This window comes from Conexibacter woesei Iso977N, assembly GCF_000424625.1.
Taxonomy (GTDB): Bacteria; Actinomycetota; Thermoleophilia; order Solirubrobacterales; family Solirubrobacteraceae; genus Baekduia; species Baekduia woesei_A.
Window position 1 is genome coordinate 928,504 of the sequence record NZ_AUKG01000001.1, and the last position, 16,008, is coordinate 944,511.

Consider the following 16,008-nt stretch of genomic DNA (forward strand, 5'->3'; position numbering starts at 1 on the left):
CCTAGCGCTTGGAGGGGACGCCGACGACTTGCGTCGCCGCGTCGATCGCGCGGATGTGGCGGCGGATGGCGAGTGGGGTCATCGGGCCGGAGGGGAGCTCGACGACGAAGGAGGAGGAGCCGGTCAGGCGGTGGTTCTGCCAGCGGGTTGCGGTGCCGGGGAGTTGCGCGAGGCGGTGGGCGCGCATGTGGGCGGAGAGGGCGTAGGCCTTGATGATGAGCGGCTCGGAGCCGCGGGTGTCGTCGACCAGGTTCATGTGCTGGTGGAACCAGATCGTGATCTGTGGCCTCTCCTTCAAGATGTAGGCCATGATCGCGCGGGTCTCGGGCTCGGAGGCGGGCCTGGGGCCGGAGGCGTAGATCCCGGACTGCGCGCGCCAGCCCCAGGGGAAGTTGCGGTTGAGGTCGACGCCGTGGGCGTTGCCGCGGGTGCCGGCGGCGCAGCCGTCCGGGTTGGCCTCGTCGAGGATCAGCTCCTGCGTCGCCAGCGGCGCGTGCTCCCTGCGCAGCGCGCGCGTGACGGCCAGACCGGCACGCTCGGTCCCGTGGACGCAGCCGACGATCAGCACCTTGATCAGCGCGTCGTCCGCGCCGACCTTCACGACCCGCAGCGGCCGCCCCCGCACCGACCGCCCGATCACCGTCGCGTGCAGCGCCGGCGGCGCTGTCGCGACGGTGTCGGCGAGCATCAGCGCGCGGTCGCGCCGGCCAGCTCAGCGCCGGCGACGATCCCGGCGACCACGTCGACCACGGCCACGTCCGGGATCGCCAGCGCCAGGTCCTCGCAGAGCTGGCTCGTCGCGAAGCGGTGCGAGCCGGGTGCGATCGGGTTGACCGTGACGGCCAGCAGGTCGATCGGCGCCAGCACCTCGACGGCGATCCCGCGCGCCGCGCAGCGCGCGGCGGCCGCCGCGTCGAGGAACACCTTCGCGGCGTCGTCGGCGACGATCGTCAGCCCCTGCGCCACGGCGGCACCGCCGCCGCGCACCCGCGCGACGCGGTCCAGGAACGGCTCGGTCAGCGCGCCCCGGATCACGAGCGCGCTCGCATCTCCGAGCAGCCGATCCCACTTCGGGTCCGGCTCGGCGTCGCCGCGCAGGACGAACTCGCGCGGCAGCGGGACGCCCTCGCCGTCGATGACCGCGAGGTGCCCGCGCGCCGCCGAGGCCAGCGTCCGCAGCGCCTCGTCGGCCACCCGCGGCAGCCGCAGCAGCGCCGCGGCGGTCGCCGTCCTGCGGACGACCTCGCCGCGATCGAGGTCCAGGACCGCACCCGTCGCGAGGATCACGCCGTCGCTGACGCTCGGGTTCGCGGCGGCCCGCCGGTCCAGCGAGCCGTCGATGATCACCCGGGTGGCACCGAGCGAGAACATCAGGTCGGTCACCTTCCGGACGGCGCTCGCGCTGCCCGGTCCGGCGATCTCGACCTCGCCGCCGCCCGCGCCCATGCGGCCGACGACGACCCGCCCCAGCGGGGTCCGGAACGGCGTCTCGGCCACGACCTCGATCTCCGCCTGCGCCTTCTGCAGCAGCGGCAGCGCGGTCGCGACCAGCGTACCCGCCGGCAACGCGATCCGCGGCTTGACGATCGAGGAGTCGATGACGTCCCGGGCCTCGCCGTCACGCCCGACCGACGTCACGCCGAACGCGACCCCGCGCTCACCCAGGCCGCCCAGCAGCGCGTTGAGCGCCACCGTCTTGCCGACGTTCTTGGCCGTTCCGATGATCGCGAGGCGCCGGACATCGGCGCCGCTCAGCGCCGCGTCAACCGCCGACATGCGCCGGCTGCTCCGCGTCCTGCAGCCGCTCGATCCACGACCGCGCAAGGAACGCGGCGACGTGGTGGGGGTACGTGCCCTTGGAGAACCCGGCGTCGAAGCCGAGCTCCTTGGCCAGCTCGTCGGAGATCAGGTGCCCGCCGCAGCACAGCACGATGCGGTCCCGGAGCCCCTCGGCCTCGAGCATGTCGACGAGCTGCGTCAGGTTCTGCACGTGCAGGCCCTGCTGCGTCACGGTCTGTGAGACCAGGATCGCGTCCGCGTCGACCTCGAGCGCCTTCGCGACGAGGTCGCCGTTGGCGACCTGCGAGCCCATGTTGTAGGCCTTGAACCAGCGGTAGGCCTCGAGCCCGTGATGGCCGTCGTAGCCCTTCAGGTTCAGGATCGCGTCGATCCCGACCGTGTGGGTGTCGGACCCCGTGGACGCGCCGACGACCGTCAGCGGCCGCCCGACGCCCTTTTCGATCAGCGCCTCGATCTCGTCGTGCGTGAGCTGCTCGTCGACCGACCGCTGGTCGGCGGTCCCGTCGAACTCGACCGTGTTGGGGTTCAACGCGTACACGATGAAGTACGTGAAGCCCTCGGTCAGCTCCTCGGCGTGGACGACGTGGACATCGCCCAGGCCCATGCCCTCGACGAGCGCGACCGCGGCCTGCCGGCCCGCGCGCGTCTTCGGGACGGGCAGCGTGAACGCGAGCTGCATCAGCCCGTCGTTCTTGTGGTCGCCGTAGGCGGCGATGCGCTCAGACATGCGAGACCACCTCGATGTCCGCGAACGGGTTGAGGTAGGCCTCGTCCAGCGTGACGATGCCGTCGGCGCCGCGGCCGCCCTCGATCGTCCGCGTCACGTCGCCGAACGTCCCGGCCTCCAGCGCCGTGAAGAGGCTCGTCGAGCGGATGCCCTCGAGCATCCTCGACGCCTCGTCCAGCACCTTCGCCGCGTGCGTCTGGATCAGCCCGCCGGGCCGCGGGACCAGCTCGGACCCGATGTCGCGCGCGAACGTCGACACGTACGACGACGCCTGGAGACCCAGGACGCGGTCGTGGATGTGCGGCGTGTGGATGCCCTCGCTCGGCGTGCCGACCGTCTGGATCTCCTGCCCGGTCGCGACCGTGATCAGGTTGAACAGCACGTCGTTGGCCTGCGTCCGGAACAGGTCGCCGTCCATGTGGCGGGTCGGCGGCATGTACTTGATCGGGCACTCCGGGAACAGCTCGCGGGTGAGCTGGGCGTGCGCCCACTCCAGCAGCAGGCCGTTCTCGACCCGCGGGTCGATCTCGAACGCGCTGCCGACCGCGATCTGGTCCGGGGCCAGCCCTGCGCGGCGCGCCAGCGCGTAGTTGATGAACTGCGACGCGACGACCGACGGTGCGGCCTCGATCGCGTCCGCGGTGCGGAGGTAGTTGTCCTCGCCCGTGTTGATCGTGATCCCGAACAGGCCGTTGATGCGGCGCGAGAAGCGCTGGTCGATCAGCGTCCGGACCGGGTTCAGGTCGCGGTACAGGATCCCGTACAGCGCGTCGTTGACCATGTTGTCGAAGCCCTCGATCGCGCCCATGACGGCGATCTCCGGCATGCACAGGCCCGAGCAGAACGACGACAGGCGGATGTAGCGGCCGTGGTCCTTGGACCACTCGTCCATCGCCTCGCGCATGATCTTGAAGTTCGCCTGCGTGGCGAACGTCCCGCCGAAGCCCTCGGTCGTCGGGCCGTAGGGCACGAAGTCCAGGAGCGACTGGGCGGTCGAGCGGATCACCGCGACGATCCCGCCGCCGTGCTGGGCGACGGCCTTGGCGTGCACGACGTCCTCGTAGACGTCGCCGGTCGCGGTCAGCACGTAGACCAGCGGGCCGGGCTCGTCCCTCGGGTCCTGCAGCGTGCCGATCAGCTGCGCGCGCTCGGCGCGCGCCTGCGCGATGTCGGCGATCGCCGCCGCCGCGCGGACGGCCATGAGGTCGTCGACCTCGCCGCCGTCGGTGGGCGCGCCGGCGCACAGGTCGACCTCGCCGCGGGCGATGCCCTCGGCGAGCTGCTGCGGCGTCATGCCCGTGCGGAGCATGGCGGCGCCGAGCCAGAACGCGATCCCGCGATCCAGCTTGCCCTGGCGGGCGACATGGTCGACCACGACGTTGGGGAGCGGCGCGTCATCCCTGTCCACGCCGTCGATCCCCAGGAGCCGCGCGACCGCGCGCTCCACGGAGACGGTGGTCCTTCGATCGGTGACCCGGTAGACATCGTCCACGATGGACTCGGCCGCCGCATGGCACGCCGTCGTCACAGTCGGATCCAGCCCGAGGGCCGCTCGATCGTTGGTCATATCCTCAGACGCTAAGGCGTCGGTCGTTGGTCGGCCAGAGCCGTTTGGCTTCCAGCGCAGTCAAGGGTAGGGCGCACAACGCATCGGTGTCCAGACAGGATCACGCGCGCGAGCTTGCCCGTGGGTCACCCACGATGGTTGCACGAAGTGGCGGGCCTGGCCACTATCGTCGGTTCCGACCAGGCTCTGAACGCAGGAGGCACGACCGATGTCCACCCAATCCAACGGGACCCCTGAAGGCGACGACGCGCGCGACGGCATCCCCAGGGGAGCCGAGCACCTCGGCCGCTTGCGGGCCGCGGTGCGCGAGATCTCCACGGAGGACCACGGCCTCAGCCTCGAGACCCTGCGCAGCCCCGGGCGGTCGGACCTCGCGGTGAACCCGCGGGGCGGCTCCGTCTCCGAGGACGCGCTTGCCGAGGCGGCGGGCGCCCTGGCCGAACAGCCGGACGTCGAGGCGGCGGACCCCGCGGGCCGGCGCATCATGCTGCGGCTCGACGACGCGGTGATCGCGGCGCTGGGCGCGGACCTCGAGCGCGGCGTCGCGGACCTCCCGCCGGCGGAGGACGCGTCGTTGCACGGCAGGCACTTCATGATCCAGTTCCTGGATCCCAACGCCACGAAAGCCCTGCATGTGGGGCATCTGCGCAATGTCGCGCTGGGCCAGGCGCTGCGCTGCGGGCTGCGCGCGGCGGGCGCCGACGCGTGGTCGCGGACCGCGATCGGCGACGCCGGGCAGCAGATGGGCGAGGCGATGGCCGGCTGCATCCAGTACGGCGGCGGCCACGCGCAGCGCGCGCCCGGCGTGCACGGCGACCGGGTCGTCGGCGAGTGGTACGCGCGCTACGTTCAGGAGCACCGCGACGCGGCCTTGGTCATGGACGAGGACGAGGCGGTCCTGGCGTCGATCGACCAGCACCTCGTGCGCGAGGTGGTCGTGCGCGACGATCTCGCGACGCAGCTGATGGCCAAGTGGGAGGCGGGCGATCCCGAGGTCCGCGCGCTGTGGCGCGACATCCGCGACTGGGCGGTCGAGGGCCAGAACGAGACGCTGGCGCGGCTGGGCGTCGTGTTCGACGTCGAGATCTCCGAGGCCGAGTCGTTCCCGCGGATCAGGTCCTTCGTCGAACATGCGTTGGCCCAGGGCGCGATGACCTACGCCGAGAACGGCGCGCTGGTCTACCTGACCGGCGACGAGGACTACCCGGTGTTCCCGCTGGCGCGGCCGGACGGGTTCCCGACCCAGAACCTGCGCACGCTGAACCTCTGGTACGAGCTGATGCAGGAGCTCGAGGGCCACGAGGTCATCAACGTGGTCGGCGAGGAGTGGCGGGCGCACACGATCTACGTGCAGGAGATCCTGAGGCGGATGGGCATGGAGCAGCGCGTGCTCCCGACCGTCGACGTCGTGCACGGGATGATCACCGCGACCGACGACGGCGAGGGCGAGATGTCGTCGTCGGCCGGGGGCGTCGTGCTCGTCGACGAGCTGCTCGACACGCTGGCGTCGTCGGAGGCGCTGCAGGCGCTGGCGATCCCGGACCGCGCCGGGTCCTCGGCCGAGGACCTCGCGGTGATGGCGGCGCTGGCGTACTGCCTCAACCGGCCGCTGAGCAAGACGATGGTGTTGAACGCCGAGAAGATCCTCGACCCGAAGGCGCCGGGGATGCTGATCGCGCGGGCGTGGTCGAAGGCGTGGCAGCCGTCCTCCGACGGCGCGCCGGACCCGAGGGCCGACGACAGCGCCTACCGCTTCGCGGTCGTGCACTGCCAGCTCCAGCCGGACGTGCTCGCCCGCGGGCTCGAGACGGTCGACCTGGCGGCCGTGCTGCGCTCGGTGACCCACATGGCGACCTGGTACGGCGAGACCGACAGCTCGCCGAGCGTCGACCGCGTGATGCGCTCGCTGCTCGTCCGCGGCCTGCGCGCGCTCGGCGTCCAGTCGGTGCCGGTCGCCTTCGAGGCCGGCGCGGAGCGCGTCGAAGGCGAGCGGATCGTCTCCTGAACCTCTGAGGGGCGGTCCGGCTCAGCCGGCGACGCCGGGCAGGACCTCCTCGGCGACCCAGTGGGCGACGCCGTCCGGGTAGGGCGGCGCGATGCTGAGCGTGAGGTGGGTGAAGCCCGCGGCGTGGGCCGCCTCGATCGCGGCGCGGGTCGCTTGCGGCTCGTCGTAGGAGATGCCGAGGTGCATCGAGCGGGTGATGGTCGCGGGGTCGCGGCCGATCTCGGCGCAGTAGGCGTCCAGGTACGCGGAGCGCTCGATGGCGTCGGCGAGGTCGCCGCCGGGGATGTTCCAGACGTCGGCGTGGCGGGCGACGACGCGCAGCAGCGGCTTGGTCCGGCCGCCGATGACGACCGGCGTGCGGCGCAGCGGCTTGGGGTTGGCGAACGCGCCGACCAGGTTGTAGTGGTCGCCGTGGTGGTCGAACGGCGCGTCCTCGGTCCAGAGGCGGCGGATGATCGTCAGCGCCTCGTCGAGCGCCGCGACCGCGGTCGCCTGGTCGTGGAACGGGAGGCCGTGGGCTTCGTACTCGCGCCGCGCGATCGGGTGGCCGGGGCGCGAGCCGGCGCCGATCCCGAGGACCATCCGGCCGCCCGCCACGACGTCGGCGGTCGCGGCGATCTTCGCCAGCATCGCCGGCGGGCGGAAGCGGTTGGAGGTCACGAGCAACCCGATGTCCTTGTGTTGGGTCTGGGCGGCGAGCGCCGCCAGCAGCGTCCAGCCCTCGAAGGCCGGGCCGAGCGGGTCGCCGCCGAGCGGCATCAGGTGGTCGTAGAGCCAGAGGTGGTCGAATGCGTCGACCTCATCGGCCTCGCGCCAGACGCGCGCGATGTCGCCATAGGCGACCTGCATCGGGGCGGTCATCAACCCGTAGGACATGGTCATCGCCGGCGCTCCTTCGTCGTCAGGGCGGTCGTCGAGGTCGACCACATGTTGTCGCTCACGTTGATGGTGTGGCCGGGTGGGACGATCGCGTCGATCCGGTCCAGCACGTCGTCGGTGAGCTCCACCCCGTCTGCCGCGAGGTAGCCGTCGAGGTGCTCGGCCGTGCGCGGCCCTACGATCGCGCTGGTCACCGCCGGGTGGCGCAGCACCCACGCGATCGCCAGCTGGATCGGCGTCAGCCCCGCCTCCTCCGCCAGCCCGGCGAGCGCGTCGGCCGCCTGCAGCTTGGCGGCGTTGTGCGGCGCCGCCGTGTCGTAGGCGGCGGCGAAGCGCTCGCGCCGCACCGGCGAGCCCGGCGCGGCGGTCGCGCCGTCGAGGCGGTACTTCCCCGACAGCCAGCCGCCCGCCAGCGGGCTGTAGGTCAGCACGCCGAGCCCGTGCCGCACGGCCGCCGGGAGCACGTCGTACTCGGCCGCGCGCGTGAGCATGTTGTAGATCGGCTGCTCAGTGCGGAACCGCTCGCGCCCGCGGCGCTCGGCGGCCCACTGCGCCTCGACCAGCTCGGCGCCGCTGACCGTCGAGGCGCCGAACATCCGGATCTTCCCGGCGTGCACGAGGTCGCTGAGGACGGCGAGCGTCTCGTCCACGTCGGTGTCCGGATCGAGTCGGTGGACCTGGAACAGGTCGATGTGGTCGGTCCTCAGGCGCCGCAGCGAGCCCTCGACGGCGGTCGTGAGCCAGCGGCGCGAGGTGCCGCGCGCGTTGACGTCGGTGCCGAACGGCAGCCCGGCCTTCGTCGCGAGGACGACGTCGTCGCGGCGGCCGCCGGCCAGCGCCCTGCCGACGATCTCCTCCGACTCGCCGGCCGAGTAGAAGTCGGCGGTGTCGAGGAAGTTGACGCCCGCGTCCAGCGCGCGGTGGATGATGCGCACGCTGTCGTCGTGATCGGGGTTGCCGAACGCTCCGAACATCATCGCGCCGAGGCACAGCGAGCTGACCCGGACGCCGGTGGCGCCGAGAGGGCGGTGGTCCATGGTGGCTCCTTGGGGTAGAGTCCGAGGGGAAGCGGAGAGCTTGTCCGCATCACTGTAGCGGATAGCCTGTCCGCTTTCTACGAGCATGCCGCAGCCGACCTCCAAGCGCGCCGACGCCGCGCGCAACCGCGACAGGATCCTCGCCGCCGCGCGGACCGCGTTCGCGGGCGCCGACGCGGACGTCTCGATGGCCGAGATCTCGCGCCGCGCGGGGGTTGGGATGGCGACGCTGTACCGGAACTTCCCGGGGCGCCGGGAGCTGCTCGAGGCGCTCTACACCGAGGAGGTCGACGCGATCTGCGCGGCCGCCGCCGACGCGCCGGACGATCCCGCGGGCGCGCGCCTGACCGCGTGGGTGCGGCGCTTCTTCGCGTTCTCGACGTCCAAGCGCGCGATCGCCGCCGAGCTGCTGACCCACGTCGCCGGGACCGATCCGGTCTTCGAGGGTGGCCGCACGCGCGTCCTGGCCGCCGGCCGGCCGTTGCTGGAGGCGGCGCAGGCGGCGGGCGAGGTGCGCGCCGACCTGACGCTCGAGCAGGTGCTCGACATGGTCATCGCGATCGCCCGGATCCAGGGCGACGCGGCGTACGTCGAGCCGATCCTGGACGCGGCGTTCGCCGGGCTGCGCCCGTGACGTACGCGCGTAGGTGACACCGGCGTTTCTCAAGATCCCGGTCCTTCGGCCCGATCACCGGGATTGGGGTGCAAGGGCAGGAACAGCGAACGTCGCAATGGACGTCGCGGCCGTGGGTCGCGCGCGCGTTGCGCATGCTCGTGTTCGTGCTGCCGTTCGGCGCCTCGGTCGCGTTCGTCTGGGCGGTCAGCCGGTTCGTCACGGCGCCCGACGGAGGTGCGGCGGCGTTCATCGCGTGGTGGCTGGCGCTGAGCGCCGGCGGCAGCCTCGTGATGTGGTTGGTCGACCGTGCTGCTCGGCGGCTGTTGCCGCTGGCCGCGCTCCTGCAGCTGTCGCTCGTCTTCCCCGACCAGGCGCCGTCGCGCTTCCGCGCCGCCATGGACTCCGGGCGCGTCAACGAGCTCGAAGACCGGCTGGCGCTCGCGCAGCGCGCCGCGAACGCCGAGACGCCGGCCGAGTCGGCGCGGCTGCTGCTGACGCTCGTCGCCGCGCTGAGCGACCACGACAGGCTGACCCGCGGCCACTCCGAGCGCGTCCGCGGCTACGCGGTGATGATCGGGACCGAGCTGGGGCTCTCCGAGCACGAGCTCGACCAGCTCAACTGGGCCGCGCTGCTGCACGACATCGGCAAGTTGGAGGTGTCGGTCGACATCCTCAACAAGCCCGGCCGCCCGGACGAGCACGAGTGGCAGCAGCTCAAGCGCCACCCGCTCTACGGCGAGCGTTTCGTCGAGCCGATGCGGCCGTGGCTCGGCGACTGGGCCGACGCCGTCGGCTACCACCACGAGCGCTGGGACGGCCAGGGCTACCCGCGCGGCATCGAGGGCGACGACATCCCGCTCGCGGGCCGGATCGTCGCGATCGCCGACGTGTTCGACGTCATCACGAGCGCCCGCTCCTACAAGGAGGCCGGCTCGGCGTCGTCCGGGCGCGAGGAGATCGCGCGCTGCGCGGGCGTCCAGTTCGACCCCAGGTTGGTCCGCGCGTTCCTCGGCGTCTCGCTGGGCCGGATGCGGATGGTGATGGGGCCGCTGTCGTGGCTCGCGCACCTGCCGATCGTCGGGCGGCTCCCGCTGGGCTCGATGGCCGGGACCGTCTGGGGCGCCGCGGGCGTCGTCGTCGCCACGACCGCCAGCGGCTTCGCCGGGACCAGCGGCGCCGCGCACGACAACGAGGCGTTCGCGGCGGCCCCGCGGCCGGCGGCGGTGGTGCAACCCCATCGGGTCGCTCCGGCGCGGGTGCCGGCTTTGGCGCAGCGGCGGAGGCACCGCGTCGTCGCGAGGGCGGCGAGGGTCGCCGTCCCGGACGAGCTGCCGCCGCTGACCGACGCGCCGGTCGCGACGCCGGCCGCCGCGCCGGTGGTCCCCGCGCCCGTCGCCGCGCCGGAGGCGCCTGCGCCCGCGGAGCCCGCCGTGCCGGAGATGCCCGCCGCCACGCCGGTTGAGCAGCCGGCCGCGCTGCCGCCGCTCACCCCGGAGCCCGTCGTCGCGACGCCGCCCGCGGCGCCCGCGCCTGCGCCCGTCGCGCCGATCCCGACGCCCGCGCCGCCCGCCGAGCTGCCCGCGCCCGCGCCGCCGGTCCCCAACCACGCGCCGACGTTCACGGCCGGCGCCGACCGCACCGTCGCCGAGGACTCCGGCCCCAGCGCGACCCCCGGCTGGGCGACCGCCATCGACGCCGGCCCGTTCGAGGGCGGCCAGGCCATCGACTTCGTCGTCGACAACGACAACAACGCGCTCTTCGCCACCCAGCCCGCGATCACCCCCGCGGGCACGCTGACCTTCACGCCCGCGCCCGACGAGCACGGCACCGCGCGCGTCACGGTCCGCGCCCATGACGACGGCGGCGGCGACGACACCAGCGCGCCCCAGGCGTTCACCATCACCATCACTTCCGTGAACGACACGCCGTCCTTCGGCGCGGGCGCCGCGCAGGCCGTCCTGGAGGACGCCGGCGCGCAGGCGATCCCCGGCTGGGCGACCGCGATCTCGCCCGGTCCCGCGAACGAGTCGTCGCAGGCGATCGACTTCCAGACCAGCAACGACGACAACGCGCTGTTCAGCGCCCAGCCCGACGTCACGCCCGCTGGCACCCTCACCTACACGCCCGCGCCGGACGCCAACGGCACCGCGCGCGTCACGGTCCGCGCGCACGACGACGGCGGCGGCGACGACACGAGCGCGCCCCAGACGTTCACCATCACCATCACATCGGTCAACGACGCGCCGACGTTCACCGCGGGCGCCGACCGGACCGTCCGCGAGGACGATCCCGCGCAGACCGTCGGCGGCTGGGCGACGCACATCACGCCCGGCCCGGCCGACGAGTCGTCGCAGGCGATCGCCTTCACGACCAGCAACGACAACAACTCGCTGTTCGCCGCTCAGCCCGCGGTCAGCCCGGGCGGCACGCTCACGTTCACGCCCGCGTCCGGCGCGCACGGCGTCGCGACCGTGACGATCACCGCCCACGACGACGGCGGCACGGCCGACGGCGGCGCCGACACGAGCAGCGCGCAGACGTTCACGATCACCGTCCTCGCGCCCAACCACGCGCCCTCGTTCTCCAAGGGCAGCGACCCGACTGTCCTGGAGGACGCCGGCCCACAGACGCTCTCCGGCTGGGCGAGCGGCATCTCGGCGGGCCCGTCCTACGAGAGCGCGCAGGTCGTCTCGTTCACCATCAACAACCCGCTCGCCGCGCTGTTCGCCGCCGCGCCCGCGCTCTCCGGCAGCGGCACGCTCAGGTTCACGCCCGCGGCCAACCAGAACGGCGCCGCGACGTTCACGGTCACCGCCCACGACGATGGCGGCACTGCCGACGGCGGCGTCGACACGAGCGCGCCCCAGACCTTCACGGTCACGGTCACGCCGGTCAACGACGCACCGTCGTTCGCCAAGGGCGGCGACCAGTCGGCGGTCCTCAACGGCGGAACGCAGACCATCCCCGGCTGGGCCACCGCGATCTCGCCCGGCCCGGCCGACGAGAGCGGGCAGAACGTCACGTTCACCACCACCAACAACAACCCAGGACTGTTCCAGGTCCAACCCCACGTCGATCCCGACGGCAGCCTCGTCTACCAGCCCGGCTTCTCCCTGCTCGGCTCCGCGACCGTGACCGTCACCGCCGTCGACGACGGCGGCACCGCCAACGGCGGCATCAACACCAGCCCACCGCAGACCTTCACGATCACCGTCTTCCTGGTCTAGAAGAACGCCGCGCGCTGGAAGAACCAGACCAGCCCGAAGCAGCAGACCGCGGCGGCGATCGTGCCGGTCGCCGACACGCCCCAGACCGGGCGGTAGCGGCGCAGGAGCGCGAGGGCCGGGAAGGCCAGCAGGATGATGCCGAGCTGGACGGACTCGATGCCGAGGTTGAAGACCAGCAAGGACGACAACAAGGTCCAGGAGAAGGCCTGGTCGATCCCGAGTGCGGAGGCGAAGCCGAGGCCGTGGACCAACCCGAAGCAGAACACGACGCCCAGCCGTGCCCAGCCGGAGCGGTCGAGGCCGAGCGGGCCGCTGCCGACCTCCTCGACCTCCTCGATGTCGCCGCGCAGCTCCCAGATCCGCCTCAGGTGCAGCGCGGCGACGGCGGCGATCGACAGCGCGATCGTCGGCTCGACCAGGCTCGAAGGCACGTGCACCAACCCGAGCGCGGCGAGGATGAACGTGACGGAATGCGCGAGCGTGAACGTCGACGCCGCGAGCACGATCTCCCGCAGCCGCCGCGACCCGGCGATCAAGGCCAACAGGAACAGGATGTGGTCGATGCCCGTCAGCAGGTGGTTGGCGCCGAGGCGCCAGAACTCGCCGTACTGCGTCAGCAGCGACTGGTGCGTCGAGAACGACGGGTGGCGCGCCTCGAGCGTCGCGCTGCCCGAGCGCAGGTCGATCTCCTCGTAGGTGACGATCGTCTTGGTGCCCCTGACGTAGCCCTCGGAGTCCGGGAACAGCGTGCTCGTCAGCACGTGCGCGCCGCCGCTCTCGGGGCACGTGTAGTCCACCGTGACCGACGCGTAGTCGGTGCCGTCGCGCGGCCCGACCCTGAACCCGCCGGACTGCGACGGCGTGCAGGCTGTGCCGTCCTTGACCTTCAGGCTCTGGCGCTGGTTGATGTAGGCCATGACCGCGGCCGCGTGGTCGGCCAGCGCCGCGGTCTCCTTGGCCGGGTCGTGGTCGTTGAACGCCGGCGTGCCCTGCCTGAACAGCCTGTCGTCGTGCTCGGCGTCGGCGGCGGAGACGACGAGCAGGTCGTACTCCAACCCCATCCTGACGGCGACGTGCCCCTTCTCGGGCGACGTCATGTCGACGTAGACGACCGAGCTGAACCCGTGCGCCATCGCAGATGTGGCGGGAAGCAGCTGCGCCGCGGCGAAGGCGACGAGCAGCAGACGGACGAGCGGGCGGGTGCGGCGGCGGAGAGCGTGCATCGGGCCGCGGCATCGTGGCCGTCGCGCTCCGGTTGTTGGTGAATTTGGTGTGAAATCTGCTCGACGTCTGTCGCGGGCGCCGCCAAGATCGCCGCTTCGTCATGCCCGTCACCGCTCGTCGCCGCCGTTCTCTCCTCGCGCTCGCCACCGCCGTGCTCGCGCTCGTCCTCGCCGCCGCCGGCTGCGGCTCCTCCGGCGACGACTGGTCCGGACCACACGCCAGGCCGACCGCGGTCGGCGCGCTCGGCACCGGCTTCGTCGACGCCAAGAACCCGCCGGCGCCCGAGGCGACGGTCACGCCGCGCCCCGGCTCCTGGAACGCCGTGCGCCCGTCGAAGGACTACCGCGTCGTGCTGCTGCGCGCCGGCGGCGACCGGCCGACCATCACGCTCGCCACCGCCGTGACCGGCTGGGCGGACCAAGTCCACGCGGAACTCAAGACGGTCGAAGTCAAGGACGACGCCGACCTGATCCCGGCCATCACCAAGGCCATCAACCTGAGGCCCGACCTGATCATCAGCGTCGGCAACAGGCTCGTCGACCCGCTGGCGATCGCGACCGCCAACCACCTCGACCAGCAGTTCCTGACCGTCGGGTCCGAGGTCGCCGAGCCGACCGAGAACGTCACCGCCGCCGACTGGACCGGCGCGTCGTTCCGAGGTGAAGGCCTTGGTCTGCCCAACGCCTACAACCCGGCCTCGTTCACCTCCGACCGCGCCGGGCGCGCGGTCCGCGCCGGGGTCGCCGCGGTCCTGCACGGCATCACCGGCGTCGTCCTGCGCATCCGCTGAGCGCGGTCTGCGGCCTGACATCGAGATGGTCACGGGTCGTTCACGGCTCGGCCACAACCGTGCCAATGCGTCCAGAGAAGACTGCCCGGGCTAACGCAATCCCAATTTTCTTCACTGCATCCCAAGGAAAGGTCCATTGGTGTTCTCAAGTCGGAACAGCAGGCGCGCAGGGACGTCGCGGCATCTCCGCCGCCGCGCCGCTGCCGGTGCCACGCTGGCGACGGTCGCGGCGACGGGCGTGCTCGGTCTCTCGATGACGGGCGCGAGCGCCCAGAGCCCGGTCACGACGTCGGCCATCGTCCTCGGCGTCGGCGCCAACACGGCACAGCGCGTGGTCTCGTGGTACTCGTCGGACAACGCCGCTCAGCAGTACGTGCAGGTCGTCCCGACCTCGCAGCTGCTGATCAACGGTGAGTTCCCGGCGAACCCGACCGCGTACGCCGGGTCGCTCACCGCCAACAGCGTCAACGGTGGCTTCAACGGCCACGCGACGCTCGACGGCCTCCAGGAGAACACGGCGTACTCGTACCGTGTCGGCTCCGAGGGCAGCTGGTCGCCGACCTACCAGTTCAAGACCCACTCCTTCTCGGGCAACTTCGACTTCCTGTTCTTCGGCGACCCGCAGATCGGGTCGTCGGGCGACGTGGCGAAGGACGGCGCGGGCTGGGCGGACACGCTCGACGTCGCGACCGCGGCCAACCCGGACGCCGAGCTGCTGGAGTCCGGCGGCGACCAGGTCGAGACCGCCAACACCGAGACGCAGTGGAACGCGTTCTTCGCGGACGACAAGCTGCGCGCCTACCCGTGGGCGCCGACGATCGGCAACCACGACGTCGGCGGCAAGGCCTACGAGCAGCACTTCTGGACCCCGAACACCGACCGGTCCACGGCGTTCTACCAGAGCAGCTCCGCCACCCAGTCCGGCGGTGACTACTGGTACATCTTCAAGGGCGTCCTGTTCATCCACCTGAACTCGAACGCCTACGCCAACGGCTCCGACGCGGCGCACATCAACTACATCACCAACGTGGTGAACGCGCACCGCGCCGAGGCCAAGCACATCGTGTTGGTCTACCACCACTCGATCTACTCGCCGGCCGACCACGCCAACGACTCCGACAACAAGATCCGCCGCCAGGACTTCCCGACGGCGTTCTCGAACCTCGGCGTCGACCTGGTCCTCCAGGGCCACGACCACTCCTACTCGCGTTCCTACGCGATCAAGAACGGTCAGAAGGCCAACCCGAACGAGCAGCCCGGCGCAGCCGAGGTCTCCGAGGGTCCCGGCGGCGTCATCTACGTCACCGGCAACTCGGCCTCGGGCTCCAAGTACTACGACCTGACCACCCCGGTGGCGGGCGAGTACGGCCCGGACCCGCTCGACCCGACCGGCAAGCGCCACTACGCGAACTCGGTCGAGAACCAGGAGCACGTCCGCACCTACGTCAAGGTGTCGGTCAAGGACGACTCCCTGGTGGTCTCCGAGGTCCGGTCCGGCACGTGCGACGCGCCGAACGCCGCGGTCGAGCTCAGGAAGGTCGCCTGGTGCGGTCCGAACAGCGGCGCCTCCCCGGCGCAGCCGGTCGGCTCGGTCATCGACAAGACGGTGATCTACCGCAACGCCGCCCCGGTCTCCGGGTCGGTGCCGGCGACGCTGTCGCTGAAGCTCGACCAGGCCCCGACGTTCACCCCGTTCCAGCCGGGCGTGGCGAACGACTACGCCGCGTCGATGACGGCGAGCACGACCTCGTCGGCGGGTGACGCCACCCTGAGCGTCGGCGACCCGAGCGCGACGGCCACCGGCCACCTGGTCAACGGCACGTACTCGCTGCCGTCGGCCCTCCAGGCCAAGGCGACGAGCCCCGCCGGCGCGGGCGGCGCGTTCGCCAACGTCGGCAGCACGGCGACCCCGACGTCGCTGCTGAGCTACGCGGGCCCGGTCGCCAACGACCCGGTCACGCTGCAGTTCCAGCAGCACATCGGGGCGACCGACGCCCTGCGCACCGGCACGTACAGCAAGACGCTGGTGTTCACGCTCTCGACGACCACCCCGTGATCGTCGCGCAGCTGATCGACAGGTAGGACTCGGGTGGCGGGCGCCGTCGAGGCGCCCGCCACCCACTGTCGTACCAAGAC

General features: G+C 72.1%; 12 protein-coding genes. 5 read left to right on the plus strand and 7 right to left on the minus strand.

The features are described from left to right. Position 1 precedes the first annotated feature (1 nt). From H030_RS36315 to H030_RS0104600, 4 genes are read right to left on the minus strand one after another with little or no spacing between them, the layout of a single operon-like run. Positions 2 to 688: a M14 family zinc carboxypeptidase gene (locus H030_RS36315; protein ID WP_027005265.1), complete on the minus strand. Its 687-nt coding sequence runs from the start codon at positions 686 to 688 to the stop codon at positions 2 to 4. Beyond that, positions 688 to 1,776: a hypothetical protein gene (locus tag H030_RS0104590; RefSeq protein ID WP_027005266.1), complete on the minus strand. Its 1,089-nt coding sequence runs from the start codon at positions 1,774 to 1,776 to the stop codon at positions 688 to 690. The genes H030_RS36315 and H030_RS0104590 overlap by 1 nt, the downstream gene beginning before the upstream one ends. Next, positions 1,763 to 2,527, minus strand: a complete 765-nt coding sequence (locus tag H030_RS29240) for an OAM dimerization domain-containing protein (protein ID WP_051221696.1) — start codon at positions 2,525 to 2,527, stop codon at positions 1,763 to 1,765. The genes H030_RS0104590 and H030_RS29240 overlap by 14 nt, the downstream gene beginning before the upstream one ends. Next, positions 2,520 to 4,094, minus strand: a complete 1,575-nt coding sequence (locus tag H030_RS0104600; protein ID WP_051221698.1) for a lysine 5,6-aminomutase subunit alpha TIM-barrel domain-containing protein — start codon at positions 4,092 to 4,094, stop codon at positions 2,520 to 2,522. Before H030_RS0104600 ends, H030_RS29240 begins: the two co-directional genes overlap by 8 nt. A 208-nt stretch (positions 4,095 to 4,302) precedes the next feature. Between H030_RS0104600 and argS the strand changes: the two genes are divergently transcribed. Further along, complete coding sequence (gene argS / locus H030_RS0104605) at positions 4,303 to 6,099, plus strand: arginine--tRNA ligase (protein WP_027005268.1); 1,797 nt, start codon at positions 4,303 to 4,305, stop codon at positions 6,097 to 6,099. 21 nt (positions 6,100 to 6,120) lie between these two features. Here the strand turns inward: argS and H030_RS0104610 are convergent, their stop codons facing one another. Further along, on the minus strand, positions 6,121 to 6,981 hold the full coding sequence (locus H030_RS0104610; RefSeq protein ID WP_027005269.1) for an LLM class flavin-dependent oxidoreductase: 861 nt from the start codon (positions 6,979 to 6,981) through the stop codon (positions 6,121 to 6,123). Next, complete coding sequence (locus tag H030_RS0104615; protein ID WP_027005270.1) at positions 6,978 to 8,015, minus strand: aldo/keto reductase; 1,038 nt, start codon at positions 8,013 to 8,015, stop codon at positions 6,978 to 6,980. The genes H030_RS0104610 and H030_RS0104615 overlap by 4 nt, the downstream gene beginning before the upstream one ends. An 85-nt stretch (positions 8,016 to 8,100) precedes the next feature. On the opposite strand from H030_RS0104615, the gene H030_RS0104620 reads away from it, so the two are divergent. Both H030_RS0104620 and H030_RS36320 read left to right on the plus strand, forming a co-directional pair. Beyond that, positions 8,101 to 8,649, plus strand: a complete 549-nt coding sequence (locus H030_RS0104620) for a TetR/AcrR family transcriptional regulator (protein WP_027005271.1) — start codon at positions 8,101 to 8,103, stop codon at positions 8,647 to 8,649. A 134-nt stretch (positions 8,650 to 8,783) separates the two neighbouring features. After that, positions 8,784 to 11,858 (plus strand): HD domain-containing phosphohydrolase, encoded by a 3,075-nt coding sequence (locus H030_RS36320; protein ID WP_051221700.1) that lies wholly within the window; start codon positions 8,784 to 8,786, stop codon positions 11,856 to 11,858. Here H030_RS36320 and H030_RS0104630 read toward each other — a convergent pair. Continuing rightward, positions 11,855 to 13,081 carry a HupE/UreJ family protein gene (locus H030_RS0104630; protein ID WP_035125862.1) on the minus strand — a complete coding sequence of 409 codons (1,227 nt, stop codon included), beginning with the start codon at positions 13,079 to 13,081 and terminating at the stop codon, positions 11,855 to 11,857. The two genes, H030_RS36320 and H030_RS0104630, sit on opposite strands and share 4 nt — an antisense overlap. 101 nt (positions 13,082 to 13,182) lie before the next feature. Here H030_RS0104630 and H030_RS0104635 point away from each other — a divergent pair, with 101 nt between their 5' ends. Next, the gene (locus H030_RS0104635) at positions 13,183 to 13,872 is read left to right on the plus strand and encodes a hypothetical protein (protein WP_035125864.1); all 690 of its coding nucleotides are present in this window, start codon (positions 13,183 to 13,185) and stop codon (positions 13,870 to 13,872) included. A gap of 253 nt (positions 13,873 to 14,125) precedes the next feature. Beyond that, positions 14,126 to 15,928, plus strand: coding sequence for a fibronectin type III domain-containing protein (locus H030_RS29250; protein ID WP_419470649.1), 1,803 nt, complete (start codon positions 14,126 to 14,128; stop codon positions 15,926 to 15,928). The last annotated feature ends 80 nt before the right edge of the window (positions 15,929 to 16,008 follow it).

Bases quoted from the DNA above. Each gene is read 5' to 3' on its own strand.
- H030_RS36315 (WP_027005265.1), bottom strand. From the start codon at position 688: ATGCTCGCCGACACCGTCGCGACAGCGCCGCCGGCGCTGCACGCGACG.
- H030_RS0104590 (WP_027005266.1), bottom strand. From the start codon at position 1,776: ATGTCGGCGGTTGACGCGGCGCTGAGCGGCGCCGATGTCCGGCGCCTC.
- H030_RS29240 (WP_051221696.1), bottom strand. From the start codon at position 2,527: ATGTCTGAGCGCATCGCCGCCTACGGCGACCACAAGAACGACGGGCTG.
- H030_RS0104600 (WP_051221698.1), bottom strand. From the start codon at position 4,094: ATGACCAACGATCGAGCGGCCCTCGGGCTGGATCCGACTGTGACGACG.
- argS (WP_027005268.1), top strand. From the start codon at position 4,303: ATGTCCACCCAATCCAACGGGACCCCTGAAGGCGACGACGCGCGCGAC.
- H030_RS0104610 (WP_027005269.1), bottom strand. From the start codon at position 6,981: ATGACCATGTCCTACGGGTTGATGACCGCCCCGATGCAGGTCGCCTAT.
- H030_RS0104615 (WP_027005270.1), bottom strand. From the start codon at position 8,015: ATGGACCACCGCCCTCTCGGCGCCACCGGCGTCCGGGTCAGCTCGCTG.
- H030_RS0104620 (WP_027005271.1), top strand. From the start codon at position 8,101: ATGCCGCAGCCGACCTCCAAGCGCGCCGACGCCGCGCGCAACCGCGAC.
- H030_RS36320 (WP_051221700.1), top strand. From the start codon at position 8,784: ATGCTCGTGTTCGTGCTGCCGTTCGGCGCCTCGGTCGCGTTCGTCTGG.
- H030_RS0104630 (WP_035125862.1), bottom strand. From the start codon at position 13,081: ATGCACGCTCTCCGCCGCCGCACCCGCCCGCTCGTCCGTCTGCTGCTC.
- H030_RS0104635 (WP_035125864.1), top strand. From the start codon at position 13,183: ATGCCCGTCACCGCTCGTCGCCGCCGTTCTCTCCTCGCGCTCGCCACC.
- H030_RS29250 (WP_419470649.1), top strand. From the start codon at position 14,126: ATGACGGGCGCGAGCGCCCAGAGCCCGGTCACGACGTCGGCCATCGTC.